At 66.1% G+C, this 25,793-nt stretch carries 20 protein-coding genes; 11 read left to right on the top strand and 9 right to left on the bottom strand.

Translation table 11 applies throughout. The features are described from left to right. Window positions 1-25 precede the first annotated feature (25 nt). The 4 genes from EO245_RS02045 (at window position 26) to EO245_RS02030 (ending at window position 7,014) form a co-directional block, all read left to right on the top strand. A complete protein-coding gene (locus EO245_RS02045) occupies window positions 26-1,993 on the top strand; it encodes a hypothetical protein (RefSeq protein ID WP_128891366.1) in 1,968 nt (655 codons plus the stop codon). Window positions 1,994-2,098: 105 nt separating this feature from the next. Beyond that, entirely contained in the window at window positions 2,099-3,598 is a 1,500-nt protein-coding gene (locus EO245_RS02040; RefSeq protein WP_128891365.1) for an NAD(P)/FAD-dependent oxidoreductase, read from the top strand. Beyond that, window positions 3,595-6,066: an FAD-dependent oxidoreductase gene (locus tag EO245_RS02035; protein WP_128891364.1), complete on the top strand. Its 2,472-nt coding sequence runs from the start codon at window positions 3,595-3,597 to the stop codon at window positions 6,064-6,066. Before EO245_RS02040 ends, EO245_RS02035 begins: the two co-directional genes overlap by 4 nt. Window positions 6,067-6,084: 18 nt before the next feature. Beyond that, window positions 6,085-7,014, top strand: coding sequence for a polyprenyl synthetase family protein (locus EO245_RS02030; RefSeq protein ID WP_128891363.1), 930 nt, complete (start codon window positions 6,085-6,087; stop codon window positions 7,012-7,014). Here the strand turns inward: EO245_RS02030 and EO245_RS02025 are convergent, their stop codons facing one another. The 3 genes from EO245_RS02025 to EO245_RS02015 form a co-directional block, all read right to left on the bottom strand. Further along, window positions 7,015-10,623: an AAA family ATPase gene (locus tag EO245_RS02025; RefSeq protein WP_128891362.1), complete on the bottom strand. Its 3,609-nt coding sequence runs from the start codon at window positions 10,621-10,623 to the stop codon at window positions 7,015-7,017. A gap of 78 nt (window positions 10,624-10,701) precedes the next feature. Then, on the bottom strand, window positions 10,702-12,252 hold the full coding sequence (locus EO245_RS02020; protein WP_128891361.1) for a long-chain-fatty-acid--CoA ligase: 1,551 nt from the start codon (window positions 12,250-12,252) through the stop codon (window positions 10,702-10,704). 84 nt (window positions 12,253-12,336) lie between these two features. After that, window positions 12,337-13,533, bottom strand: a complete 1,197-nt coding sequence (locus EO245_RS02015) for a M20 family metallopeptidase (RefSeq protein WP_128891360.1) — start codon at window positions 13,531-13,533, stop codon at window positions 12,337-12,339. Window positions 13,534-13,614: 81 nt separating this feature from the next. On the opposite strand from EO245_RS02015, the gene EO245_RS02010 reads away from it, so the two are divergent. Together EO245_RS02010 and EO245_RS02005 are read left to right on the top strand one after the other, a co-directional pair. Beyond that, window positions 13,615-14,610, top strand: a complete 996-nt coding sequence (locus EO245_RS02010; protein ID WP_164931245.1) for a diacylglycerol kinase family protein — start codon at window positions 13,615-13,617, stop codon at window positions 14,608-14,610. Beyond that, on the top strand, window positions 14,607-15,500 hold the full coding sequence (locus EO245_RS02005) for a hypothetical protein (RefSeq protein WP_128891358.1): 894 nt from the start codon (window positions 14,607-14,609) through the stop codon (window positions 15,498-15,500). The genes EO245_RS02010 and EO245_RS02005 overlap by 4 nt, the downstream gene beginning before the upstream one ends. 4 nt (window positions 15,501-15,504) lie before the next feature. On the opposite strand, the gene EO245_RS02000 is transcribed toward EO245_RS02005, so the two are convergent. The 6 genes from EO245_RS02000 to EO245_RS01985 form a co-directional block, all read right to left on the bottom strand. Then, window positions 15,505-15,999 (bottom strand): DUF2141 domain-containing protein, encoded by a 495-nt coding sequence (locus EO245_RS02000; protein WP_164931244.1) that lies wholly within the window; start codon window positions 15,997-15,999, stop codon window positions 15,505-15,507. A 127-nt stretch (window positions 16,000-16,126) separates the two neighbouring features. After that, on the bottom strand, window positions 16,127-17,857 hold the full coding sequence (locus tag EO245_RS01995; protein ID WP_128891357.1) for an ABC transporter ATP-binding protein: 1,731 nt from the start codon (window positions 17,855-17,857) through the stop codon (window positions 16,127-16,129). 13 nt (window positions 17,858-17,870) lie between these two features. Then, complete coding sequence (locus EO245_RS01990; RefSeq protein WP_164931243.1) at window positions 17,871-19,757, bottom strand: asparagine synthase-related protein; 1,887 nt, start codon at window positions 19,755-19,757, stop codon at window positions 17,871-17,873. A 25-nt stretch (window positions 19,758-19,782) separates the two neighbouring features. Next, on the bottom strand, window positions 19,783-19,911 hold the full coding sequence (locus EO245_RS13530) for a hypothetical protein (RefSeq protein WP_255416950.1): 129 nt from the start codon (window positions 19,909-19,911) through the stop codon (window positions 19,783-19,785). A 74-nt stretch (window positions 19,912-19,985) separates the two neighbouring features. After that, window positions 19,986-20,114 (bottom strand): hypothetical protein, encoded by a 129-nt coding sequence (locus tag EO245_RS13525; protein ID WP_255416949.1) that lies wholly within the window; start codon window positions 20,112-20,114, stop codon window positions 19,986-19,988. Window positions 20,115-20,205: 91 nt separating this feature from the next. Continuing rightward, window positions 20,206-20,469 (bottom strand): PqqD family protein, encoded by a 264-nt coding sequence (locus tag EO245_RS01985; protein ID WP_128891355.1) that lies wholly within the window; start codon window positions 20,467-20,469, stop codon window positions 20,206-20,208. A gap of 141 nt (window positions 20,470-20,610) precedes the next feature. Here EO245_RS01985 and rpe point away from each other — a divergent pair, with 141 nt between their 5' ends. The 5 genes from rpe (at window position 20,611) to msrA (ending at window position 25,770) form a co-directional block, all read left to right on the top strand. Beyond that, window positions 20,611-21,273 carry a ribulose-phosphate 3-epimerase gene (gene rpe, locus EO245_RS01980; protein WP_128891354.1) on the top strand — a complete coding sequence of 221 codons (663 nt, stop codon included), beginning with the start codon at window positions 20,611-20,613 and terminating at the stop codon, window positions 21,271-21,273. Further along, the gene (locus tag EO245_RS01975; RefSeq protein ID WP_234026931.1) at window positions 21,273-23,186 is read left to right on the top strand and encodes a heparinase II/III family protein; all 1,914 of its coding nucleotides are present in this window, start codon (window positions 21,273-21,275) and stop codon (window positions 23,184-23,186) included. The genes rpe and EO245_RS01975 overlap by 1 nt, the downstream gene beginning before the upstream one ends. A gap of 7 nt (window positions 23,187-23,193) precedes the next feature. Continuing rightward, a complete protein-coding gene (purH, locus tag EO245_RS01970; RefSeq protein WP_128891353.1) occupies window positions 23,194-24,780 on the top strand; it encodes a bifunctional phosphoribosylaminoimidazolecarboxamide formyltransferase/IMP cyclohydrolase in 1,587 nt (528 codons plus the stop codon). A gap of 175 nt (window positions 24,781-24,955) precedes the next feature. Next, window positions 24,956-25,093, top strand: a complete 138-nt coding sequence (locus EO245_RS13340; protein WP_164931242.1) for a hypothetical protein — start codon at window positions 24,956-24,958, stop codon at window positions 25,091-25,093. Next, a complete protein-coding gene (msrA, locus tag EO245_RS01965; protein ID WP_128891352.1) occupies window positions 25,090-25,770 on the top strand; it encodes a peptide-methionine (S)-S-oxide reductase MsrA in 681 nt (226 codons plus the stop codon). Before EO245_RS13340 ends, msrA begins: the two co-directional genes overlap by 4 nt. Window positions 25,771-25,793: the final 23 nt, after the last annotated feature.

Genomic DNA, 25,793 nt, shown 5'->3' with positions numbered 1-25,793 from the left:
TGACTTGCGTGCTACACCAACAGCCATGGAACAGGAGGGGGGCCATCCGCAGCATGCACCCCGCATACTGCAACTCGGCGTGACCGGGCACCGCGAAGGCAATGCCGCCTTCGATGCCAATGCCTCTGCGATCGAACAGGCGATCGACAACCTCCTTGCAGCCCTGCACGAACGGCTCGGCGGGAACGGGCCGGATGCCCCGACCTTCCGCCTGATGACCAATCTTGCGCATGGGACCGACATGATGTCGGCCGAGCGCGCACTGGCATTGGGCTGGAAGCTGCTCGCACCGCTGCCGTTCGGGCGCCAGATTAACCTTGCGCTCAACACGCCCGGCCTCTCGCCGGAAGAGGTCCACCGCGTCGCGGCGGGCGCCGAGCCGGAAGACGAGGTGGCACGGCGCGAATACCACCGCCTGAAAGCGCTCGGCGACAGGGCCGCCTGTTTCGAGCTTGCCGACCAGGATGCGCTCGTCCTCGAAGGGCTGGCGAAGCTGCCCCACGTCGCCCCCGGATCGCGCGCGGCGCAGGACGTGATGCTGCTGATTTCCGACCGCTCGCGCGCGGCGAGCACGGTGACGGTCGAGATGAGCGACGTGCTGGTCGCGGTATGGGACGGCTCGTCTCCCAGTGCGCTCGGCGGCACGCGCGACACGATCAATCAGGCGCTCGTCGCCGAAGTGCCGGTCGTGTGGATCGATGCGCGCAATCCCTCCTCGATGCAGATGCTGGCCGACCCGGCCGACCTCGTTGCCGCGCTCGAGACGCCTGCGGATAGCGGGCAGGACCTGATCGTCGAAGCCATCGCGCAGAGCACCGAAGAGGCCTGGGCGGCGATGGCGGATGCCTCGGACCATCTCGAGCACGGTGCCTGGCGCCCCTTCTCGGCACGCCGGTTCCACGCCTATCGCCGGATCGAGGCGCTGTTCGGCGGTGACGGGCGGCCGTTTCGCTCGCTCGTCCAACGCTACGAGGACCCGCGCAATATCGAGAGCGGAAGCCTCGGCCCGATGCTGGTCGAGCTGGAAAACCTCCCCGGCGCGGACAAGGCATTCGTCCACGAGGTCGGGCGCGACGTAATCCCGCATTTCGCTCTCGCCGACGGGATCGCGACTTACCTTTCCGATGCCTATCGCGGCGGAATGGTCGCGAGCTTCATCCTGTCGGCAGCAGCGATCGTCGGCGGCGTCGCCTATCTCCCGCTGGTCGGAGCGGAGTGGAAATGGCCCTTCGCCCTGCTCGAATTCCTGCTGCTGATCCTGATCGTGCTGATCACCATCGCGGGCACGCGCGGCAACTGGCACCGCCGCTGGTTCGGCACGCGGCGCGTGGCGGAATATCTGCGCCATGCGCCGATGATGCTCTCGCTCGGCTGTACCCGCCCGATCGGCCGCTGGCCCAAGTCGCGCGATGCGCAGTGGCCCGAACTCGACGCGCGTGCCCGGACCATGGCGCCGGGCATCCCGGAGATGAAGCTGACCCACGCCTATCTGCGCGAACATGCGAAGAAGGTGCTGCGGCCCTATCTCGTCGGCCAGCGCGACTATCATCGCGGCAAGGTCGAGCGGTTGGAGAAGGTCCACCACAATCTCGACCGCGTGTCCGAAGTGCTCTTCGTGCTCGCCATCATCTCGGTTGGCGGGTTCCTCCTGATGGAGCTTTTCGCAGCGCTCGGAGTGATCCCGAAATCGGTGCCCTATGCCTTCAGCAAGCCGCTGACCTTCCTCGGCGTCGCTTTCCCGACGCTTGGCGCAGCCTTTGCCGGCATCCGCTATTTCGGCGATTTCGAGCGCTTCGCGGCCATTTCCGACGTCTCGGCGACCAAGCTCGACCGCTTGCGGCGGCGGGTCGACTTGCTCATCGACGGCAACGAGCGCGACACCAGCTATGGCGACTTCGTCGACCTCGCCCACGCGATGAGCGATGTCGTGGTCGAGGAGATCGAAAGCTGGCAGTCGATCTTCGGAACGAAGAAGATGGCCGTGCCGGTCTGACGGGGCGCGTAATTAATATTAAGTTTCTTGCACATGCAGGGATTTCCCCTAGGCTGAGCGCAAAAGGGGGTCGCTCGTTTTGAGGACAGAACGAGGCGGTTGCTTATGGCGCAAACTCGGCGCTTCGATGTCATAGTTGTTGGAGGAGGCCCGGCAGGCTCTGCCATGGGCTGGAACCTCGCCACGCGCGGGATCGATGTCGCGGTGGTCGAACGCGCCGAATTTCCGCGCGAGAAAGTGTGCGGCGACTTCGTCGAACCGGCCGGATTGCGCATTCTCGAGAAGATGGGCTGCATCGAAGCGCTCTCGCTGCACGAACGCCTGCCGATCACCAAGAACCGCGTCTATTTCGGCCCACGCCTGCCCTATCACGGCGAGATTCCCTATTACGACGGCGCGCATGGCATGCCGCCGCACGGCTACATCATCCCGCGCGACCAGCTCGACACCGTGCTGCTCGCCAATGCCGAGGCGGCGGGCGCGACCGTGTTCCAGGGCACCATGGCCCGCGGGCTCGAGCGCAAGGACGGGATGAACGTCCTGACCGCGCGGCAGGGCAAGGACGAGATTTCGCTCGAGGCGCCGGTCATCGTCGGGGCCGACGGCGTGCAGTCGATGGTCGCGAAAACGCATGATCTGCGCCACACCGACCGGCGGCACATCGGCGCATCGCAGCGCGTCTATCTCGACAATCTCGACATCGAGGAAGGCGAGGCGACCATCTGGTTCGACGAGGACCACGTGCCCGGATACGGCTGGATGTTCCCCATGACCGGCGGCCGCGCGAACATGGGGATCGGCCTTCTGACCGAGACCTGCGACCGCTTCGACATGTCGGTCCAGCAATGCTTCCGCGAGGCGGTCGAGCGGCTGCGCTGGCGCCACCCCGGGTGCAAGAACGCCCGCATTGCGAGCAAGCCGCTGGGCGGCGCGGTGCACATGTATGGCGGGGTGAAACGGAACCATTTCGAAGGCGGCATCCTCGTCGGCGATGCCGGCGGCTTCGTCGATCCGATGACCGGCGAGGGGATCACGCAGGGCATGGAAAGCTCGACCCTCGGGGCGGAAACCATTGCCGCCGCGCTCGATCGCGGATCCTTCACGGCCGAGGATTTCGCCCCCTACGAGGAAGACTTCCGAGACTATTTCGACCCGGCGATGCGCTACCTCGTGTTCCTCGCCCAGATCCTGCGCAACCGGCATTTCCGCGAAAGCGTCTTCCTTGCCACACGCCAGGGTTTCGAACGGGCCCAGCAAGACCGCAGCTTTGCCGAGATTTCGGGCTGCAGCTTCGGCGGGCTCAACGTCCAGCCGCTCGCCATGAGCGGGCAAATCATGTGGGGGCTGGCCGAACATTTCACGCGCGGAGGCATCGAAGCCGTCCGCAGCCTCATCACCCGGCGAGGGATCACGGCGAGCGGCGCTATGGCCGACCTGCTTGCGTGGCAGCGCGGATGGCGCGCCTCGACGAGTGACGACCTTGCCTGGCACCTTTCGTGGCTGTCCGACATCGGCAAGGCGATGACCAAGCTCGGCCCTTCCTTCCTGATGGAGGAGAACCCGCGACTGCGCGGCCCATTCGCATTCCTGGAGGCGCGACGATGAGCAAGACAGGCAAGACCGCAAGCAAGACGAAGGCGAAGGCGGCGACCAAGCCCAAGGCTGCGGCATCGAAGCGAACCACCAAGAAGGCGGGCGGCTCCTCCAAGGCCAAGCCCAGGAAGACCGCGACGCGCGGCGCGGGCAGGAGCGGCAATGCCACCAGCCTGCCCGGCCCCAAGCCGCGGGTCGCCATCATCGGCGGCGGTATCGCGGGGCTGCAGGCCGCGCTCAAGCTGCAGGAGAACGACTTCGACGTGACCCTGTTCGAGCGCAACAAGATGCTCGGCGGGAACACCTCGTCGGAAGAAATCGACGACGTGGAATACGACGTCTACCCGCATATGTTCTGCGAGTGGTACACCAACTTCTGGGCCCTGTGCGACGACGTGCTGGGCGAGAATTCGCGCGAGAAATTCTTCTCGCCGCGCGCCGGCACCAAGATGCGCGAGGCCACGAAGCCGGAAGATACCGACCAGAACAAATATATCGAATTGCTCAACCCGACTTCGATGGAAGCGGTGGTCGAGAACCTCAAGTCGGGGGCGATGTCTCCGGCCGAGATATTCCTCCTCGGCTACAGCGGCATCGACCTCGCCGCCCATCCGTTCGATCGCGACAGCCAGAACACGATCCAGATGCTCGATGTGAACGGGTTCATCTATTCGCGCGGCTATGCGACCGAGAACGTCGCGGCGATGCAGAACTATATCCTGATGCTGATCTGGTCGATCCAGAGCTCGTGGACGGCGGCGGCGACCTACCAGAATTTCCTGCGCCACAATTACACCTTCCCCGACCGCGCGCCTTTCTCCTGGCTGCTCAAGGGCAGCATGAGCGAGAAGCTGATCAAGCCTATCCGCCAGAGGCTCGAGGATGATGGCTGCACCATCAGGTGCGACACCGAGATCGTGACGGTCCGACTGCTCGACGACCGGCCGATCCTGCGCTCGCGCAAGACCCCGCATTCGGAAGGCGAGTACGAAGCAAACGAGATCATCCAGGAAGATTACGACTACGTGATCCTCGCGGTCGGCATCGACGCGCTGCGCCGGCTGGTAATGACGCGCGACGATTCCCTCGACGGCGTGCGCATCGTGGAGAAGGAACCGGAGCTCGCCAACCTGCGCCGCCTGTCGAGCGTTGCGATCCCGGTCGTCGACCTGCACCTCACCAAGAAGCTCGACGGGTTCCCCAACGAGCATATCGGGCTGGCGGGATCGAAATACGGGCTGACCGTGATCGATATCCAGCAGCTGTGGGACAACAACAACTTCAACGACAAGACGGTGCTGGTCATCGCTGCCTCCGATGGCGTCGCGATTCCGGCGGAGGACCCCAAGATGATGGGCGTCCGCATGATCGAGGAGTTTGCGAACTACTATCCCGAGTTCGAAGGCATTCTGAAGTGGGGCGACAAGCCGGAGCTGATCGACTGGGACAAGTCGCATGTTCGCACGAACACCAGCTTCACCCTGTTCCGCAACGACACCGGCAGCTGGGCGTGGCGACCGCAGACGCTCTATCCCGATCACCTGCCGCGCGTGTTCTTCGCCGGCGACCTGGTGCGCACCGATGTCGACATGGCGACCGTCGAGGGCGCGATCCAAAGCGGGCTGCGTGCGGCGCACTCGGTCCAGGCGCAGGATGCGGTGCTCAACAACCACCCGCGGCGCGGCGGGCCGATCGTCGAACAGCCGCACGAGGTCTACAGCACGACGAGCTTCCGCGCGGCCAAGCTGTTCTACCTGCCGTTCGCCTACATGGCGCTCGCCAAGGTCGCATTCGAGCAGTTCGAGGAACGGCGGCGCAACGACCGGCCTGTCGGCGCGAACGAGTTCACGCTGGCCGAGTACATGGCGATCGTGCCGCTGCAGTACACGATCGACTGGTGGAAGGGCGCCTACTGGCTCATCCGCTCGCTGCTCGACAGCGGAGAGGACGACCCGCTCGGCGGCCGGGTGCTCTACCTGAAGCAGCTCGCCCAGATTAAGGGAGCAGCGCCGCAGGGGGCTGCCGCGCCCGATCCGCACCACCCGGCAAATCCGGCGCATGGCGATACCAAGATATCCGACAGCGATGCGGGCCATACCGACGAGGTGATCGGCCTGCCCGAAGCGACGCTGATGGTGGCGGGCGAGGTGATAAGCTACCTGATCGACCAGCTCGCCGGGAACAACAACGACCAGCCGATCGGCTGGCAGCCGGGCGACAGTCCGGGCGGCGGGCAGCACCCGGGGCACGCCCGCGCCGCGCCCGCGCCGCCGCATCGGGGACATGCCGATGCGCCGCGAGCCGCGCATGCGGATGCACCGCGAAGTGCGTCGCCGCCGAAGGGTCCGAAAGACGAGCTGGCTGATGCCGCCTTCGGTGTCGGCAAGGCGGTCTTTGCAGGGCTCAAAGGGGTCGCACGCGCGGCAGTCACGGGGTCGATCCGCGGCACCACGCGGCGACGCTGGCGTGTGAAGCGTTGATTTGTAAGGGGGCACAGCGTGGATAACATAACGGCCGGCATCGTTGCCGACCTCGGCTTCGAGCCGGAAATGGACCGTCTCAGGGACTATCTCGGCGACTGGATAGCCCGGTCGAATTCGGAGCTGCGTCCGCTGCTCGAATGGCAATTCGATGCCGGGTCGAAATACTTCCGTCCGCTCACGGTGTTCGGTTGCCACCGCGCACGTGTCGGCGGGGAAATTACCGACCAGACGATCCGCTCGGCCGCGGTGCTCGAGATGATGCACAACATGACGCTCGTCATCGACGATATCCTCGACCAGTCGGACGAGCGCCGGGGCAAGCCGACGATGCATGCCGAGTTCGGGATGCTGCCTGCGCTGATGGCATCGGGCTTCATCGTCGCCGACGGCTTCACCATGTCGGCCGAGGACCCGCACGACATCCGCCTGTTCGCCGACCTCGTGAAGCGCTTGGGAGTTGCCGAATGCGCGCAGTGGCGCCTACGCCGCCAGCCGCTCGGCGTCGCCGATTGGGAAGAGATCGCGGGCGAGGATACCGGCTCGATGTTCGAAACCTGCGCCTGCCTCGGCACGCGCGACGAGGCGCTGCGCCGCTTCGGCCGCCTGCTCGGCATGCTTTATCACGGCTGCGACGACGTGGGCGATGTGAAGGGGCTGGAATCGCTCGGCGGCGGCGGCGAGGAGGACTTGCGCGACGGCATCCTCACCCTGCCGGCCGCGCTCGCGATCGAGAAGGAGTCGATCTGCGACCTGTTCTGCAAGGATGATCCGAGCGACGAAGAGCTGGCCTTGATCTCGCGCGAGATGCGCGACCGCTTGCCTGACGCCGAAGCGCATCTCGACCAGATCGCCAGCGATGCTGCATGGGAAGCGCGCACCAATTCGGACAATCCGGAAGTCTTGCTCACGCTGATCCAGCACACGCGCGAGCTGTCGCGCCGTTGATCAGCCGCCCAGCTCTGCCTTCAGCTCCCTGACCATGTCGAGATAGGGCGAGTTGGTTTCCGGCTCGCACTTGGCGAGCACGCTTTCGATCGCCTTGCGCGCTTCCTCGGGGCGGTCCTGGTCGGCGAGGAAGCTTGCCAGCGCGTGGGTCGCGTAGAACTCCAGCGCGAGGGCGCCCATCTCTTCGGCGAGGCTGAGGGCATGGGCGAAATCGGCCTCTGCCTCATCGTGCCTGCCGGCTTCCTCGTGGAACCGCCCGCGCACGATTAGCGATTGCGGGCGGATGACGCGTTCCTGAGGATTGGCGTTGAGCGCATCCTCGATGGTCGCCATCGCCTCTTCCGCCTTGCCCTTGCCGTCGAGCGCCATGGCCAGGCGGTTCATGTAGAAGATCATGCCGACGCGCGAATCCGCGGTTACCATCGCGTCGATCGAGCGGCGCATGGATTCGACATTGGCCTGCGCGCTGTCGTCGCGCCCGCCGACCCAGTCGAGCTTCGCCTGCACCAGATGCCCGATATAGGCGAGCCCGTTCTCCTTCGAGATCTTGAGCGCCTTGGCCGAGTAATCGTGGGTCGCGTCGAGATCGAGGTCGAGCGCGCTGAGCGTGCCTGCGAAATGGAGTGAAACCGCCGCCGGGAAGGGCTGGCCGCTTTCCTTCCCCATCTGCACGGCCTGCGCCATCCGCTCCTGCGCGAGATCGGACCGTCCGATCATCCATGCACCGAGCGCGCCGATGCCGATCCCGACGACATCGTCCATCACGTGGCGATGCGCTTCCTCGTTATCCATCGTGCGGCAGAACTCGGCGTAGTCGCGCTCGATATGATTGATCCGGCCGGCGTAGAAATCGGTCTGCAGGCGGGCATTGGTCGCGAAATAGTCGATCCACGGCGGGATATGGCCCTCGTCCATTTCGCGGCCCAGCGCGATGACCCGCTCGGCAATGCGATCCGCCTCGGCATAGTCGCCGGAGGTCAGGACGGCGCGCCACAGCTGCGCTTCCTCGATCACCGCCTTGCGCAGGGTGCCGCTCTGCTTGGCGAGGGCGAGCGCCTTGTTGGCCGCCTCGACCGTGACCGGGTTCGCGTAGCCGAGCGTCTGCTGGAGTGCGCGGTTCAGCGCGCTCCACAAGCGCAGTTCGGAGGCGTTGCGATCGTCGCTTTCCGGCATCCGCTCCAGCGCGGCAAGGCCCTGGCGGAAGTGGCTTACCGCCTCCTTGCAGGCACCGCGACTGTATGCGGCCTGGCCGGCGCTCTCCCAAGCAGCGGCGGCCTTGTCGAAGGCGTCGCCGCGCATCCAGTGCATGGCGAGCACTTCCTGCGCGATATCGGCCTCGCCATTACCCTCGCTCGAGAGGACTTCGGCAGCCTTTAGGTGAAGCGCCTTCTGCCGCTTCTTGGGCAGTGTTTCATAGGCCGCGTCCTGCACCAGCGCATGCTTGAAGCGGTAGCTTGCAAGCGGCGGCGCGCCGCGGCGGAACAGCAGCTGCTCGTCGCACAACCGCGCGAGATGCGCATCGAGCGACGCGGAATCGGCATCGCCGATGCTGGCGAGGATCGACGGCTTGAACTCGCGCCCGATGACTGCCGCGACCTGCAGCAGTTCGCGCGCATCGCCGATCCGGTCCATGCGCGCCGCGAAAAGCTCGCGCAGGGTTGGCGGCATGGCATGTTCCCCGATCTCGCCATTGCCGGATGCGAGCAGGCGCGAGAGTTCCTCGGCGAAAAGCGGCACGCCGTTGGCGCGGTCGAGCACTTTCTGGATGGTTTCGAGATCGGCGGCGGCGCCGGCGGCTTCGGCGACCAGCTGGGCCATCTCGTCGGTGCCGAGCTTGCCGAGCGTGATGCGCGCATGGTGTTCGTCGTCGCTCCACGGCGCTTCGAATTCGGGCCGGGCGGTGCACAGCACCATGATGCGCTCGGTCTGCGCCTGTTCGACGAGCATGTGCACGACTTCGAGCGTCGAAGGGTCGATCCATTGCAGGTCGTCGACCAGCAGCAGCACGGGCTTGCGCTTGGCGAGGATGAAGGCTGCCTCGATGATCGTTGCGAGCAGTTGCGGGCGCTGCTGTTCGTTGGCGATCGTCGTCGGCAGGACGTGGTCGGGCAGGCGCAGCCCGATGCTCGGCGCCAGCAGCGGCAGCAGCTTGGATGGTAGCCCGAGTTGCTCGGACCGCATCTCGAGCCATTCGCCCGCGTGCCCTTCGTGCCCCTCGGCGAGGTTGCGCACCAGCGTGCCGAGCGCGTGGTAGGGCGTGTTGGGATAGAGCGATGCGCCCTGCAGCGTCACCCAGCTATGCTCGCGCTCGCCGATCCAGCGGTGGAATTCCTCGACCAGGCGGGTCTTGCCGATACCCGGCTCGCCGCGCACCAGCACGTGTTGCCCCTCGCCCGCCTCGGTCTTTTTCCAGCGGCTCTTGAGCATCGCGAGCTCTTCCTCGCGTCCGACGAAGCCGTGCAATGCACCGCTTGCCCAGCTGCGCGCCAGTTGGACGCGCTTCTTCGCGCCTTCCACCTGAAACAGGCGGGTCGAGCCGTTCGCGGGACCATCGGCAAGGTCGAATGCCCCGCCGGCCAGTTCGCGCACCGAATCCGTCACCAGCACGCCCGAAGGCGGCGCGGCGGAGCAGGTGCTGGAGGCAACGGTCGCCCCGTCGCCGAACATTTCCGCATCGCCGCCGGCCGATGCTGCGACGAGGACGCTCGCGGTATGGATGCCGCAATGCAGGCTGAGCTCGCCCTCGCAGCCGAGGTTGTTCTCGCAGGCGATCTGCTCGCCGAGCCGGGCGACCTCTATCCCTGCGCGAATGGCGCGCTCGGCTGCGTGTTCCTGGGCGTGGGGATAGCCGAACAGGGCGGAGAGCTCGGGCCCTGACCAGTTCGCAGTGCCGCCCATGTTCTCGATCACCGGCGTGATGCGCGCCTGCAGCGAGGTGACGAATTCGTGCCAGTCTTCCGGATCGAACTGCGAGGCGAGCTGGGTGCCGCCGACCGGCTCTGCAGCGAGGAAGGTGATTTGTCGCCGCTCGCTCTGGCCGTTCCTGGCGGGTGCCTGAGCCGGCGTGGCCGCAGCTTGTTGAAGGTTGGGCTGCGGCTGGGGCGCGGGTTGGGGGATCGGTTGCGGCGGCGCAGGCGTCGAGGTGATGCCTGCCTGCTGCAACTCGCCGCTCAGCATGCCGGGCTGGGCCGGCGCGCTGGCCGGTTGAGCCGCCTTGCCGACATTCAGGAATTCGCGCACGTGATGCAGGAAGGCGGCCCATGCCGGATCGCTCGCATCGCCCTGCCAGTGCGACAGGTCGGGCGTTTGCGTCAGCTCGAACATGATCGGCCGGTCGCACGGCTCGATAGTGCAGGGCACGAAGGTCCCGAAGCGCTGGGCGAGCGTCGCCTCTGCGCGGACCCAGCGCGAATTGACCGAGCGCGGCGACCACAGCACGACCACTGCGCGCGCGGTGCGCAGCGCCTGTTCGGTTACTTCGTCGTAGACTTGCCCGGCCCTGAGCGCGACATCCCACCAAACCGAGTGCCCGGCAGCCTCGAAGGCACGGGCGAAGAGACCGGCAGCCGCCTGGTCCTCCCGATTATAGGAGATGAATATCTCAGCCAAACCTCGCGTCCCCTCGAGGATAAAGTAAGAGTATTACACGAATCTCCAGAGTCGCGCAAAGATAGTTAACCGTGCCTATTAGTTGACCTGCCTCTCGCGACCTTCCCAATAGGGCGCGCGCAATTCGCGCCGGAGAATCTTGCCCGACGGATTGCGCGGCAGGGCTTCGATGAAGTCGACGCTCTTGGGGCATTTGAACCCTGCAATCCGTTCTTTTGCGTAGGAAATTACGCCCTGCTCATCGAGATCGGAGCCGGGCTTCTTGACTACGACCGCCTTGACCGCTTCGCCCCACTTGTCGTCGGGCACGCCAATAATGGCGATATCGGCAATGTCGGGGTGGCCGTAGACCGCGCTTTCCACTTCCGCCGGATAGACGTTCTCGCCGCCGGAGATGATCATGTCCTTGATGCGGTCCTGGATGTAGAGATAGCCTTCCTCGTCGAGGATGCCGGCATCGCCGGTGCGGAACCAGCCGCCCTCGATCATGGCTTTCTCGTTTTCTTCCGGACGGTTCCAGTAGCCGAGCATCACGCTGTCGCCGCGAATGGCGACCTCGCCGATTTCGCCCGGCTGCAGGGGTTTCAGGTCCTCGCCGAGGATCGCGATCTCGGTGCCCGGCAGCGCCTTGCCGGCCGATTTCATGACCTGCTCGCGGCCCTTGATGTTCTCCGGCTTGTGATCTTCCGGCGGCAGGCTGACGACGGTGCCGAAAGTCTCGGTCAGGCCGTAGAGCTGCGCGAAGTCGCACTTCAGCCGGTCGACGCCCTGCTTGAGCAGGTCGAGCGGAATCGGGCTCGCGCCGTAGGTCAGGCCCTTGATGCTCGAGAAATCGGCATTGGCGGCAGCTGGGTGTGCCAGCATCAGGCCGATCGCGGCAGGCACGAGGAAGAGCCATTTGACCCGGTGCGTCTGCACGTCGGCGATCAGCTTTTCCGGATCGAATTCGCGGTGGATGATGAGCTCCTGCCCGCCGAGCGCAGCACCGAGTGCCGTTCCGACGCCCGCGATATGGCCGTAAGGCATGGCGAAGATCATCGTGTCGCCCGGATCGGCGCTGTACCAGTAGATACCGTGCTGATCCATCAGCGGGCGCAGGTGCGTGCCGTTGTGGTTGCTCAGGACCACGCCCTTCGGAAGCCCGGTCGTGCCCGAGGTGTAGAGCTGCAGCAGCGGGTCGTGCGCGTCGACCTGCGTTTCGACCGGGGCATCGGACTGCGCATCGCGCCAATCGGCGAATTCCTGCTCCATCGAGATGATCTTGCCGTCGAAAGTGACGTTGGAGAATTCATCCTCGCGGAACAGTACGGCGGCGCCGGAATCCTTCATGATGAAGTCGACTTCCGCCGGGGCGAGGCGCCAGATGATCGGGATGAAGACCATACCCGCCCGCGCGACGCCGAGGCACAATTCGACGCAGTGGTCCGTGTTCTTGCCGAAATAGGCGACCCGGTCCCCCTTCTTTAGCCCCATTGCGGCCAGGCCGTTGGCGACCTGCGTCGCGTGGCGGTCGTAGTCGCGATAGGTCGTCGTACGCTCGCCGTACCTTAGCGCGACCTGATCGGGGATCTCCTCGGCATGCGTCGCGAGTGCATCCGAATACGTCGGGAAATAACGTCCATCGCCCATTGGGGTCCTCTCCTCATGGCCGAATCAATCGGCTCTCTGTGACAGGAGAGTGGCGGCACTATGACGCGACGTAAAGCTCGGTTTTCAATCGAAACCGTGTTCGAGGAACTGGAGCGCGCAGCCGGCGAGAGTCGCGGTGCCATGGGGCAGGGCGGATTCGTCGACGACCATGCGCGGCGAGTGGATGCTGCAGCACTGTCGCCAGTCCTCGCCTTCCTGCGCCACGCCGAGGAAGAACATCGCTCCGGGCACCTTCTCGAGGACATAGGCGAAGTCCTCCGCGCCCATGATCGGGGCGGGCAGGTCGCGCCAGCTCGCCTCGCCCAGCGCCGACTGCACCACCTTGCGCCCGAGATCGACTGCGCGCTGGTCGCAGATGGTGACGGGGAAGCCTTCGGTCACCGTGACTTCCGCCTCGATGCCATGCGCTGCGGCGATGCCGACTGCCGTCTCGCGCACGAGGCGCTGCAGCGTCTCGCGGTTCTGCGGCGAGAGGGTACGCATCGTGCCCCTCAGCGTTGCGAAATCGGGAATGACGTTGTGCGTGGTGCCTGCCTCCAGCTGGGTGATGGTCAGCACGACCGCATCGGCGGCATTGAACCGGCGGGTGACGAGCGACTGCAATGCGGTGACGATTTCGGCCGCCACCGGGATCGGGTCGCGGCAGTCGTGCGGCATGGAAGCATGCCCACCCTTGCCGCGCACGGTGATGTCGAGCTGGTCGGCAGCCGCCATCAGTGCGCCCGCCTTGCCTGCAACGACGCCGTGCGCTGCATTGGGCATGATGTGGAGCGCGAAAGCTGCATCGGGCAGCGGGTCGACCAGCCCTTCGTCGAGCATGAAGCGCGCGCCGTGATAGCCCTCTTCGCCGGGCTGGAACATGAACTGGATTTCGCCGGCGAACTCGCTCGTCTTGCCGGCAAGCAGCCGGGCTGCCCCGGCCAGCATGGCGGTGTGGGTGTCGTGCCCGCAGGCGTGCATCCGGCCCGGAATGGTCGAGGCGAAATCGAGCCCGGTCTCCTCCGGCATCGGCAATGCGTCCATGTCGCCGCGCAGCAGCACCCGGCGCCCTTCGCGCGCGCCCTTGAGCGTCGCGACCATGCCGGTGGTCGAGCCACCGTCCTTCCATTCGAGCGGCAGGTCGGCGAGCGCCTCGCGTACCTTGGCGCTGGTCAAGGGCGTTTGCAGGCCGATCTCCGGTTCGGCGTGTATCGCGCGCCTCAGCGCCACGATTTGCGGGGAGAGTTGGCGAGCGCTTTCGAGCAGGTCGGGATGCAGCATGCGCCGATACTAGCGCAGGACGCCCGTTCCGGTGCAGAAAAAAGTGTTTTCGCAGCCGCACAACGGCTAAGGCGCGCAGCCATGCACAGCCCCGCCAGCCACCTTTCCGCGCAAGGCGCGTCCGGCGAAGCGCTCGCCGGTCCGACGGTGGGCGTGATCTACAATCCGCGCAGCCACCGCAACCGGGGGCAGGACTTCGATATCGCGGACCGGCCGAACGTCCATTTCGCGCAGCCCTTGCGGCGCGAGGACATTGCGACCGAGCTGGAGGAATTCGCCCGCGCGGGGATCGACTACCTGATCATCAACGGGGGCGACGGCACCGTGCGCGACGTGCTGACCTGCGGCATGCGCGTGTTCGGCGATCGCTGGCCCGCGCTCGCGGTGCTGCCCAAGGGCAAGACCAATGCGCTCAACGTCGACCTCGGCGCGCCTTCGGGCTGGAACCTGACCGATGCAGTCGACGCCTTCGCCAGCGGCAACCGCGTGGTGCGGCGCCCTGTCGTGGTCACGCGGCTCGACGAGCAGGAAACCCCGCTGGTCGGCTTCATCCTCGGCGCGGGCGGCTTCACGCTTGGTATCCAGGCGGGCCAGGATGCGCACCGGCTCGGCGCCTTCGACAGTCTCGCGGTCGGGGTGACGGCAGCCTGGGGCGTGATGCAGGCGCTGTTCGGCAGCGATGCGAACAAGTGGCGACGCGGCGCGAAAATGGACATCCTGCTGGGCGAGAAGCGCGAACCGCTGGCGCATAGCGGGCAAGGCTTCGAAGGTCGCCGCGCGGTCATGCTCGCCTCGACGCTCGAGACCTTCCCGATGGGGCTCAAGCTGTTCGGCAAGTTCCGCGAAGGACTGAAGCTTGCGGTGATGGATCGCCCGGGCCGCAGGCTGCTTGCCGCGCTGCCCAAGACGCTGTTCCTCGGCCCGTCCGAAGGCATGGAGGCCAAGGGCTTCCACCAGCTTGCCACCGACCGGTTCGAACTGGCGATCGAGGACGACTTCATTCTCGACGGCGAGGCATTTCCCGGCGGGCGCTTCGTCGTCGAAAGCGGGCCGCAGCTGCAATTCGTGGTGCCATGAGCGAGACGCTCGAAAGCAGGATTTCAGCGCAGATCGACGCCCCGGTGCGCGAAGAGGTGCGCGCCTTTGCCGAGCGGCTGGCAACGAATGCCGGGGCCGAGGCGGCGCTGTTCTACGGTTCGAACCTGCGCACCGGCGAGCTGGAGGGTGTGCTCGATTTCTACCTCCTGATGCCAGGCAAGCAGGAAGAGCGCATCTGGCCGCGCGTCAGCTATCACGAGTGGGAATACGCAGGCGAAACGCTGCGTGCCAAGGTCGCTACCATGAGCTTCGCGCAATTCGCGAAAGCCGCTGCGGGGGAATCGCGCGACACGACGATCTGGGCACGCTTCGTCCAGCCCAGCGCCCTGGTCTGGCAGCGCGGCGAGGGTGTGCGCGCGCGCGTTCTCGATGCTCTCGGCGGTGCGGCGAAGACAGCGGCGCGCCTTGCCGCCGCGCTCGGCCCTGCCAGCGGGACGGCTGACGATTACTGGCGCGCGCTCTTCCAGGCGACCTACCGTGCGGAATTCCGCGTCGAGAAAGCGGGCCGCGAGGATTCGATCCTCTCGGTCAACGCCGCGCATTTCGACGGGCTGCTACCGCTTGCATGGGAAGCACAGGGGATCGATTTCACGCGCGACGGCGAGCGCCTCTCGCCCGAGATGACGCCCGAGAAGCGCAAGTCGATCATCGCCTGGTGGAATTCGCGCCGCAGGCTCGGCAAATCGCTCAACCTGCTGCGCCTCGCCAAGGCGAGCACGACCTTCGAAGGCGCTGCGCGCTATGCCGCATGGAAGATCGAGCGGCACACCGGCATGGCAATCGAAGTGACGCCGTGGCGCGAGAAGCATCCGCTGCTCGCCGCGCCGGGCGTTCTCTATAAATTGTGGCGTTTCAAGCGCAGCGGCTAGCCGCTTACATGTAGCGCATGGTGATCCCGATCGAGGTCACGCTGTCGCCGACCACGAACTGGGTCTTCTTGTAGCTCGGCTTGCCGAGGTTGAAGATGTTGATGCTGGGGTTGTTCGACATGCCGCCGCCATCCTGGCTGATGTCGGTCTTGCCATTGCCGTTGGCATCGTGACGCACGGCTATGCCATAGGTGCCCGGACCGGGGAGCGGCATGCAGACCGTCATCGAACCCTTTTTGGCAGGAAGCTCGATCCGGTTGATCCAGCGGCCCTTCTCGAGCCAGTCTTCCTTGGTGCCGCGATAGCTCTGCACGCGGATGGTGCCGGTGGCGGATTCGATGCCGCTGATCTGTACCTTCACCGCCGCGCCCGAACTGGCCGAGCAACGCGCTGGATTGTGCGAAATCTTCTGGCGGTACTGCGCGGACGCAGGACCGGCGAGAGCGAGGCCCGCGGTTGCGAGCGCCATGGTCGAATAGCGCAGGAATTTGCTGGTCATGCGATTAGTCTGCCCGATTGTCGGCGCGGCGCAACCCGGTTGCGCGCACCCTGTTAGCCTGTGCGGGTTACCCCATTTGGACGCCGGATTAGCGGTCGAGCAATGAATTGTCGCTGAATTTGCAGGATTACCCGCGTTCAGGCGCAGGCGTCGCGGAAACGATCCGTCCCGCTTCCATCGCGACATGCAGGTCGGCAAGATCGCTCAGCAGCCCGCGGTGGGTGATGACGAGGATCGTGCAGCTTCCGCGCATGCCTTCGATGGCCTTGGCGATCTCCGCTTCGGAAGCATGGTCGAGCGCGCTTGTCGCTTCGTCGAGGATCAGCAGTTCGGGATCGCGCAGCAGCGCGCGGGCGAGCACGATGCGCTGGCGTTCGCCGCCGGAGAAGAACCGCCCTGCATCGCCCGTTTCGGCATCGAGCCCCCCGGGCCGCTCGAGCACGAAACCGGCGTTGGCTCGCGCAAGCGCCGCATGGATCTGTTCGTCGCTCGCCTCGGGAGCCGCCCAGGCGAAATTCTCGCGCAGGGTTCCGGCGAAGAGGACCGGTTCCTGCTGTACATAGGCGACCTTCGCTCGCCAGCCCTTCCGGTCCGCCGGTTCAAGTACCTTGCCGTCGAGCAGCACGTCGCCGCCATCGGGCGCGATGAGGCCGCCGATCACGTCGGCAAGCGTGCTTTTGCCGCAGCCCGAGGGCCCGGTGAGCGCGATGACGCTTCCCGCTGCCGCTTCGAGGCTCGCCGCATCGAGCGCTGGTCGCTCGCCGTCGTGGCGAACCGTGACTTCGCGCAGGGCCAAGCCGTTTCCTAGCGAGTGGGACGTGGCGCTCCGGCCCGTCTCGCCGGCCACCTCCTCATGCGCTTCGGCATCGGCGATGAGGCGCTCGGTCTCGCCCAGCGCAGGCGAGGAGTGGGCGAAGTCCTGCCACTGCTCCTGCAGGCTGCCGATCTGCGGAACGGCACGGGCGAAGATGGCGATCAGCGGCAAGAGCAGCGCGCCTGACACTTCCCACCGGGTCACCGCGAAGAATACGATGGCCGCGAGCACGATGCCGCCGCCAAGCTGCAGTATCAGCCGCGCGAGCCCGGCCTGCAGGATATAGCGCCGCTGCACCTGTCGCATGGCGCGAAAGCCTTCGCTTGCGCGGCGCGAAGCCATGTCCTCGGCGCCGAAGCTCTTCACCACGCGCAGGCTGTCGAGCATCGTCTCGAGATTGCCGAACACCGCCTTGTTGCGCCCGACAAGCGCATTGCCGAGCTCGCCCGCCCGCCGCCGCAGCCCGCGGTAGAGGAACAGGACGAGCGCGCCCGCCGCGGCTCCCGCGAGAGCGAAAGTGGGAGAAATGACGAAAGCGGCAACGGCGACGGCGACGAGGTTGGTCGCGGTCTTGAGTGTGCCGAACAGGGCCGATGCCGCATTCCCCGCCCGGTCGACTGCCGACAGCAGCAGCGAGCGGTTGTCGCTCTGGCGGAGCCTCGAAAGATAGCGCCAGTCCGCCCCGACCAGCGCGCGCACAGCGCGGCCCCGCAAGCCGTCGATCACCGCCATGCGGATGTCGAAGGCGATCAGCCTGTTGGCGAGCTCGCTCAATGCGCGAAGGGCGAGCAGGGCGATGAAGATTGCGAGCAGCACCTCGAGGCCGGGCATCGGGCCGACCCATTGCTCGAAGAACCCTGCCGCGCCGCCGGCCGCGCCGCCGAGCGCTGTATCGACCAGCGGCACGAGCATGAGGAAGCCGACCCCTTCGAGCGCCGCGCCCGCCAGCGTAACGCCCAGCATCGCCCACAGCCGCCAGGGCCGGGCGTAGCGCTTGAGTGTTGGCAGCATGGCGAGCATCGTTACGGGGCGGAATGCCCGCATTTCCGCAGCGCTGTCAAAGGTCGTTGCGCCCTTCGACCACACCTATGAAGCGGGCGGCGAGGATAGCGCGCGGGATGGCGAGCATGCGGGGCCAGTCCTCGTCGATGTCCTGCGAGGGCCGCTCGGGCCAGTCATCGACCAGTCGCTCAACCCGTTCGAGATCGATCACCCGGCTGAGGAACGGATGGTCGCGCATGACCTTCAAGGCCTCGCGATATTCATCCCGACGTTCGCCGAGCTCCACGAGCCAGTCGGCTCCATGCGCGCCGTAGTCCGTGTTGGTCCGCTGCGCTTCGGGCAAGCGACCGAGCGCCATCTGGCGCGCGAGGCTGCGCTCCCCCTCTTCGTCGGTGAAGCTGGCTGTCGGCAGGCCGAGGCAGAACTCGATCAGCGGGCGATAGGCGGTGACGTCGACCGGTGCGAGGCCGTGACGCCAGCCGAGCGCCCATTCGACGTCCGCACCTTCGCCATCCGCAGCATAGTGATCGTGGCGCACGGCTTCCTCGCGGCTGCGCGGGAAGGTCTGGTCGTCCCAGTCGGACTGGCCGCCACGGCCTGCCGCACGGCTGCGCTGGGCGGCCAGCGCCTGTCTGGATAGCGGGGTGAGCAGTGCCAGCATGTCGCCCCGTCCCGGATGGACGAGCGCGCGCAGCCCCTTTCTTGCGCTTGCCGGAAGCTGCGGCAGCACGCTCAGCGCGGCGAACTTGCGCAGCAGCGAGCGATTGTCGCCGGGGCGTGCGGACAATTGCCGCAGCAGGCTCGCCCAGCGCCCATGGCGGAACTTCTCGACATAGGCCCAGCGGCCATCCTGGCTGTAGCTCTGGTTGGCAAGGCCGGCGGTGAAGACCGCGTCGCAGCCGAGCGCCTTAGCCTCGCGGAAGAGCGTATGGAGCGGCGCGATATTGGCGATACCGGGCGCGAACAGGCGCATCGCGCGCAGCAATTCGCGCTCGTCTTCGGCGAGGCGGTCCATGTCGGCGCGGACCTCATGGGCTGCGATCCGCGGGTGCATGGCAGCGAAATCCTGAACCAGCGGCCATTCGTCGCCCATCGAGCCGGGGGCGCACTCGCCGTCCCAGTCCGCGTGCGGGCGGAAGGTGATCGAGGTCAGCGAGTGGTCCGGCGGCAGTTCGTCGAGCAGGGCGCAGGCCGCTAGCGGGGAATCGAGCCCGCCGGACAAAGCAAGTGCGGGGCTGTCGCTGCGCCGCAAGGCATGACGCGCGGCTTGCTGCAGCAGCGTGTAGGCCTGCCCTGCAGCCTCGGATGGAGGCACGCGCTCGCCCGACAGGAAGGTGACGGGATCGTACCAGCGATCGACGCTCCATTCGCCGGGCCGGCACGTCACGACGCTGCCGAGCGGAACGGCGAAGATGTCGCGGTACCAGCCCTTCACCTCGTTATCGCGGAAGTCGTAGGCGAGTTGGTCGACGATGCGGTCGTAATCGAGCTCCGCTTCGGCGCCGCCTGCGAAAAGCAGTTCGAGCCGGGGCGCCGCGATCATGCGCCGCGCATCGTTCGTGAAATGAAGAGGCGGAGCGTCCCATGGCGACCTTGCCAGCCGGACCGATCCATCGGCGAGTAGCGCGATGGCGGCATAATTGCCGACGATATGGGCATCGGCATCCGGGCCGTAGCGCGTCAGGGCCTGCGCGTAGGTCTCCGCCGCACTGCCAGCGCGAATGTCCGCCGCCTCGTCGATTGCACCGAGGACGACGACGTGCCGCGCAAACGAACCCTCCAGACATTCGGACCGCGAGGCGAGTCTACCGGACGCGAGCCATCCGTACTCTTCCTGCCGCACACCAGCGAGCAGCGAAAATCGCGCCGTCAGCGAGCGGAGCCAGCGATCATCCTGTGATTGGTTCGCCCAGCCATGCAGCGCAGCGATCAGGCCGGGCAAGGCGTCTGCCTGCCTTCGAGCGGACTCAGGACTTGCGGTTGCCGGCATCCTGGAGAACCGGCACCGGCTTGCCCGCGACATCGGCGATCGAGCCGATACGCTTGAGTGCCGGGGTGTCCCATGCCGGTTTCGCGGTGTTCTGCGTCCTGGTCATCGCCGCGCTCGTAAAGCCGTTCGCCCGAAACGGCAATCATTTACGGCGTCTTGCCGGTGGATTCCCGCGCTAGATCAGGACTTGCGGTTGTTGTGGGCTTGTCGGAACGGGACCGGCTTGCCCGCGACATCGGCGATCGAGCCGATGGCCTTGAGTACCGGTGTGCGCCATTGCGGTTTGTGGGTATTTCGCGTCGTCCTCATCGCGGCCTCCAGTGTTTGCATGAGCCGTGGCCCAGCCAAGTCCTGTCGCGCCAGTATAGAGAATCGCCCCCAAGCGAGCAAACCGGCGCGGTCAGCTTTCGATCAGCCCCGCTTCGCGCGAATCTGCCAGGAACTTGGCGAGATCGGCTCGCAGAACCTCCTCTTCGACCTCGAACTCGTCAGTGAGGGCGTCGACCAGGTCGCTTTCGTCCATCCCTGCCTCGAGCTTCTCCCAGATCGCCCGGGCGGTGCCGGACAGCGAGAACATCTCGCCGCTTTCGAGGCTGACGATGATGGTCTCGTCGTCGACATCGGTCTCGATGATATCGCTCGCAGCTTTGCGGATCATGGCCATGCAGCCACCCTATAACGCAGCTTCTTCCATGGCCATGCCGCCGAGGGGCCGTGCGATGTGGAAAAGGCCACGGGCGCCGCTTGTTGTCGCGAGTCGCGGGGCCTACTCGGGAATGGACCCAAACTCAGACCCGAAAAGCGCATGGCTCGCCCGCTCATTTCCCCATCGATACTCTCGGCCGACTTCGCGAAGCTGGGCGAGGAAGTGCGCGCGATCGACGAGGCCGGCGCGGACTGGATCCATGTCGACGTGATGGACGGGCATTATGTGCCCAACATCACTATCGGCCCGGCGGTCGTGAAGGCGCTTCGCCCGCACACCGACAAGACCTTCGACGTCCACCTGATGATCGCGCCGATCGACCCCTATCTCGAGGCGTTTGCAGATGCGGGTGCGGACATCATCACCGTCCATCCGGAGGCCGGCCCGCACATCCACCGCACGCTGCAGGCGATCCGCGGGCTGGGCAAGAAGGCGGGCGTGGTGCTCAATCCGGGCACACCGGTCGAGGTGCTCGACAACCTCATGGACCTTGCCGACCTCATCCTCGTGATGAGCGTCAATCCCGGGTTCGGCGGGCAGAGCTTCATCGACAGCCAGCTCGCCAAGGTCGAGGCGATCCGCAAGCGCATCGACGAGACGGGCCGCGCAATCCATCTCGAAGTCGATGGCGGGGTCAATCCCGATACGGCGCGGCTGTGCGTCGATGCCGGAGCCGACGTGCTGGTTGCGGGTAGCGCGACCTTCAAGGGCGGCCCATCGCAATATGCCGCCAATATCGCGGCCCTGAGGGGAGAAGGCTGATGGTGGACGCGGCGTCCTCGAGCATGACGCCGGCCCGCCATGCGCCCGACGTCGACGAGCCGGAACTAGCGCTTGACGAAGAGCGGCCCGCCAAGGCGATACCGCTCAAGAAACCGAGCGCTGCCGAGGACGAGGAGCCGCTGGTCGCGGGCGAAAGCGCTGCGCATTCCTCGCGCCGCGAGACGCTCGAACCTGGGCGCTCGCTGGTCATCTCCGATTTCGCGCCGCCCTCGCACGGGCTGAGCGACCGGCTGGTGCGCTTCGCCTACGGCATCGGGGTTCCGCCCTCCACGCTCGCCAAGCCCTTCGCCAAGCCATCGCGCCCACGCCTGCTGGCGGCGGTCGAGCCGGGCTGCATGGGCGATCGCTCGGCCGGGATGGCGCTGCGGGCCGGGCATTTCCTCGTCTACGGCGTCAAGGCGCCGATCGCGCAGATGGATTTCTCCTCCAGCGTGCACCTGACGCCGCCGTTCGAGCGGGTGATCCACGGCTTTACCTGGCTTGCCGACCTCGCTGCCGCGGGGCCGCGCGAGCAGGTCGCGCCGACCGCGAGCCGGATCATGCAGGCCTGGCTCGATGCGAGCGAGAAGCCGGGCAAGGGGCCGGCCTGGAAGGTCGAGCATGTCGGGCACCGCCTGCTCGGCTGGCTCGTCCACGCGCCGCTGATACTGTCTACTGCGACCGACAAGGAGCGCGGCGCGCGGCTAGAGGCGATCACGAAAACCGCGCGCTGGCTCGACCGCAATGTGAAGGATGCGGGCGACCGCCTTGGCGAAATGGCCGGCTGGTGCGCTATCGTGGCTGCCGGCTTGCTGCTGCCCGAGGGGCGCCCCCGGCAGATTTTCGGCGAGGCGGGGCTGCTGCGCTGCCTCGGCGAGCTGGTGGCCGACGATGGCGGAGCACTTTCGCGCAGCCCGCTGGCGCAGATGGACGCGATCGCGCTGCTGGTCGATTTGCGCGCCTGCTACGCCGCGCGCGAAAAGGACATGCCCGAAGCCTTCGAAGGGATGCTGCAACTGCTCGTCCCGCCGCTGCTTAATCTCGTCCATTCCGATGGCGCTCTGGGCAGCTGGCAGGGTGCAGGAGCCGTGAGGCACGACCGGCTGGCCGCCCTGGTCGATGCGAGCGGCGTGCGTGCCCGACCGCTCAAGGATGTGCGGCAGTGGGGCTACCAGCGCGTGCTGGCGAACAAGTCGACGCTGTTGTTCGATGCCGCGCCGCCGCCGCTGCAGCGCCATGCGCGGTTCGGCTGCGCTTCGACGCTGGCGTTCGAATTCTGCCCGCAGGGTCAGCGCCTGATCGTCAATTGCGGCGGGTCCGCCTTTGCCGGAGGCCAGGTGCCGGCGCGGATCGAGCAGGGCCTGCGCGCATCGGCTGCGCACTCGACCCTCGTGCTCGACGATGCGAATTCGACTGCGGTGCATATCAACGGGCGGCTCGGCGCAGGCGTCAACGAGGTCGAGGTCGACCGCAAGACGCTGAAGACGCCGCAGGGCATCGTCACCCGCCTCGAAGCGAGCCACGACGGTTATGCCGCGCGATACGGCCTGCTTCATCGCCGGGTGCTGATGCTTCGCGAGGATGGCTCCGAACTGCGCGGCGAGGACCTGCTACTGCCTGCGGGCAAGCGCGGCAAGCGGGGCAAGATTGGTTATGCGATCCGCTTCCACATGGGCCGCGGGGTCGAGCTGCGGCTGGCCGAGGACAAGCGCGGCGCGGGCATGGCGCTGCCCGACGGCAGCTATTGGCAATTCCGCATCTCGGGCGAATCCGGCGATGCGAAAGTCGCGATCGAGGAAAGCATGTGGGTCGACGGCAATGGCCGCCCGCAGCCGATCCAGCAAATCGTGATCCAGGGAATGACATCACGCAGCGGAGGCAATTTCTCCTGGCTGTTCAAGAAAATGGGGTAACGCCGCGATGGGCGAAGTAACGATCAAGCGGGCACTGCTCTCGGTGTCCGACAAGACCGGATTGGTGGAACTCGGCAAGGCTCTTGGCGCGCGCGGAGTGGAGCTGGTGTCGACCGGCGGGACCGCCAAGGCACTGCGCGAAGCTGGCCTCGACGTGCGCGACGTCTCCGATCTGACCGGTTTCCCGGAAATGATGGATGGCCGGGTGAAGACGCTTCACCCGATGGTCCATGGCGGGCTGCTCGCCGTGCGCGACAATCCCGACCATGCCGCCGCGATGGAAGAGCATGCGATCGGCGCAATCGACCTCGTGGTGGTCAATCTCTACCCCTTCGAGGCGACCGTGATGCGCGGGGCCGAGCGCCCCGAAGTGATCGAGAACATCGACATCGGCGGGCCGAGCATGGTCCGCTCTGCTGCCAAGAACCACCAGTTCGTCACCATCGTGACCGATCCCGGCGACTACGAAGAACTGCTCGGCGAACTCGAGGCGACCGGCGCGACCACGCTCGAATTCCGCCGCAAATGCGCTGCCAAGGCTTTCGCCGCGACTGCCGCCTACGACAGCATGATCAGCCAGTGGTTCGCCTTCGCCGACCAGGGCCAGATGTTCCCCGACTTCCTCGCGGTGAACGGCAACCGGGTGACCGAGCTGCGCTATGGCGAGAACCCGCACCAGAAGGCCGCGCTCTACACGCCGAGCGGGCCTCACGGACGCGGCATTGCGCAGGCCGAACAGCTCCAGGGCAAGGAGCTGAGCTACAATAATTACAACGACGCCGACGCAGCGCTCGAGCTGTGCGCGGAATTCGCGGGTGGCGATCCGGCGGTGGTCATCGTCAAGCATGCCAACCCCTGCGGCGTCGCGCAGCGCGGCTCGCTGCTCGAAGCGTGGGAAGAGGCCCTCGCCTGCGATAGCGTTTCCGCCTTCGGCGGCATCGTCGCGGTCAATACCGAGCTCGACGGAGCAACTGCCGAAGCGATCGCCAAGATCTTCACCGAAGTGGTCATTGCCCCGTCGGTCAGCGATGCGGCGCGCGAGATCTTCGCCAAGAAGAAGAACCTGCGCCTGCTCGTCACCGGCGATCTGCCCGACCCGCGCCGCGGCGGGTTGATGGTCAAGCCGATCACTGGCGGACTGCTGGTACAGAGCCGCGACAACGGCGCGATCACCACCGAGGAGCTCAAGGTCGTCACCGAGCGCGAGCCGACCGAGCAGGAACTCAAGGACTGCCTGTTCGCCTGGACCGTTGCGCGTCACGTCAAGTCGAACGCCATCGTCTATGCCAAGGACGGCGCGACGGCAGGCATTGGCGCAGGCCAGATGAACCGCCGCGACAGCTCGCGCATCGCCGCCATGAAGGCAGCCGAAGCGGCCGAGACCTATGGCTGGGACACGCCGCGCACGAAAGGCAGCGCGGTCGCTTCCGATGCCTTCTTCCCCTTCGCCGACGGCCTGCTCGCCGCCGCCGAAGCGGGCGCCACGGCGATCATCCAGCCGGGCGGTTCGATCCGCGACGACGAGGTAATCGCCGCAGCGAACGAGAAAGGCCTCGCGATGGTCTTCACCGGGATGCGGCACTTCCGCCACTAGACTTCCGCCACCAGGGCATTCGCCCGCCTGCATCCGGCAGCGCGCTTCTTTCGTATATACAGGTGTAACCGGTCGACGCCCCGCGGCGAATGACCGGGAGACGACATGTCATTCACCCGATGGAAAGAGGTCGAGCGCTAAATGATCTCTCGAACGAACAAAACGAATCGGAACCATGAGCTTTTTGAAATCCGACCTGACGCGCAATTTCGCCATCGGCTTCGCAGCCGGGGCGCTGATGCTGCTGTTCCAGATCGGGCCGGACATGGCGCAGGCCGCGCTTCCCGAAGCGGCAGCGCAAACCGCGCGATGAAGCGCCTTTTCGGTGCGCTCGTTCCCTTTGCATTGCTGACCGCTTCCTGTGCCGAGCCGGCGCAGGCACTCGAACGCCCGGTCGCCGCACCCGCAGCCAAGCGCTTCGCTAATGAAGGCATGGGCCTCAAGACCGCTGTCTTCGCGGGCGGCTGCTTCTGGGGCGTCGAAGCCGTTTTCAGCCATGTGAAAGGCGTGAAGAGCGCGGTCTCCGGCTATCACGGCGGGAAATCCTCGACCGCGAAATACGATCTCGTCAGCAGCGGGCTCACCAACCATGTCGAGGCGGTTCGCATCACCTACGACCCCAAGGTCGTGCGTTATGACGAGCTCTTGCGCATCTTCTTCTCGGTCGTCGCCGACCCGACGCTCAAAAACCGGCAGGGTCCGGATCGCGGGGCGCATTACAATGCCGAGCTGATCCCGGTGAACGCCGAGCAGCGCAAGGTTGCCGCCGCTTACCTCAAGCAGATGGAAGCGTCGGGCAAATGGTCGCGGCCCATCGTGACCACGGTCGAAAGCTACCGCGCCTTCTATCCGGCGGAGGACTATCACCAGGATTTCGCGGCGAAGAACCCGCGCCACGGCTACATCCTGCGGTGGGACAAGCCCAAGGTGAACGCGCTCAAGCGGATGTATCCCTCGCATTATCGTAGCAGCTTCCTGCGCGACGGGTGACGCGAGATTGGCGTTGCGCCAAT

Source organism: Erythrobacter sp. HKB08 (genome assembly GCF_004114695.1).
GTDB lineage: Bacteria > Pseudomonadota > Alphaproteobacteria > Sphingomonadales > Sphingomonadaceae > Parerythrobacter_A.
Note: the sequence above shows the minus strand (reverse complement) of the source record. Positions and strands in the feature narration are given on the sequence as shown.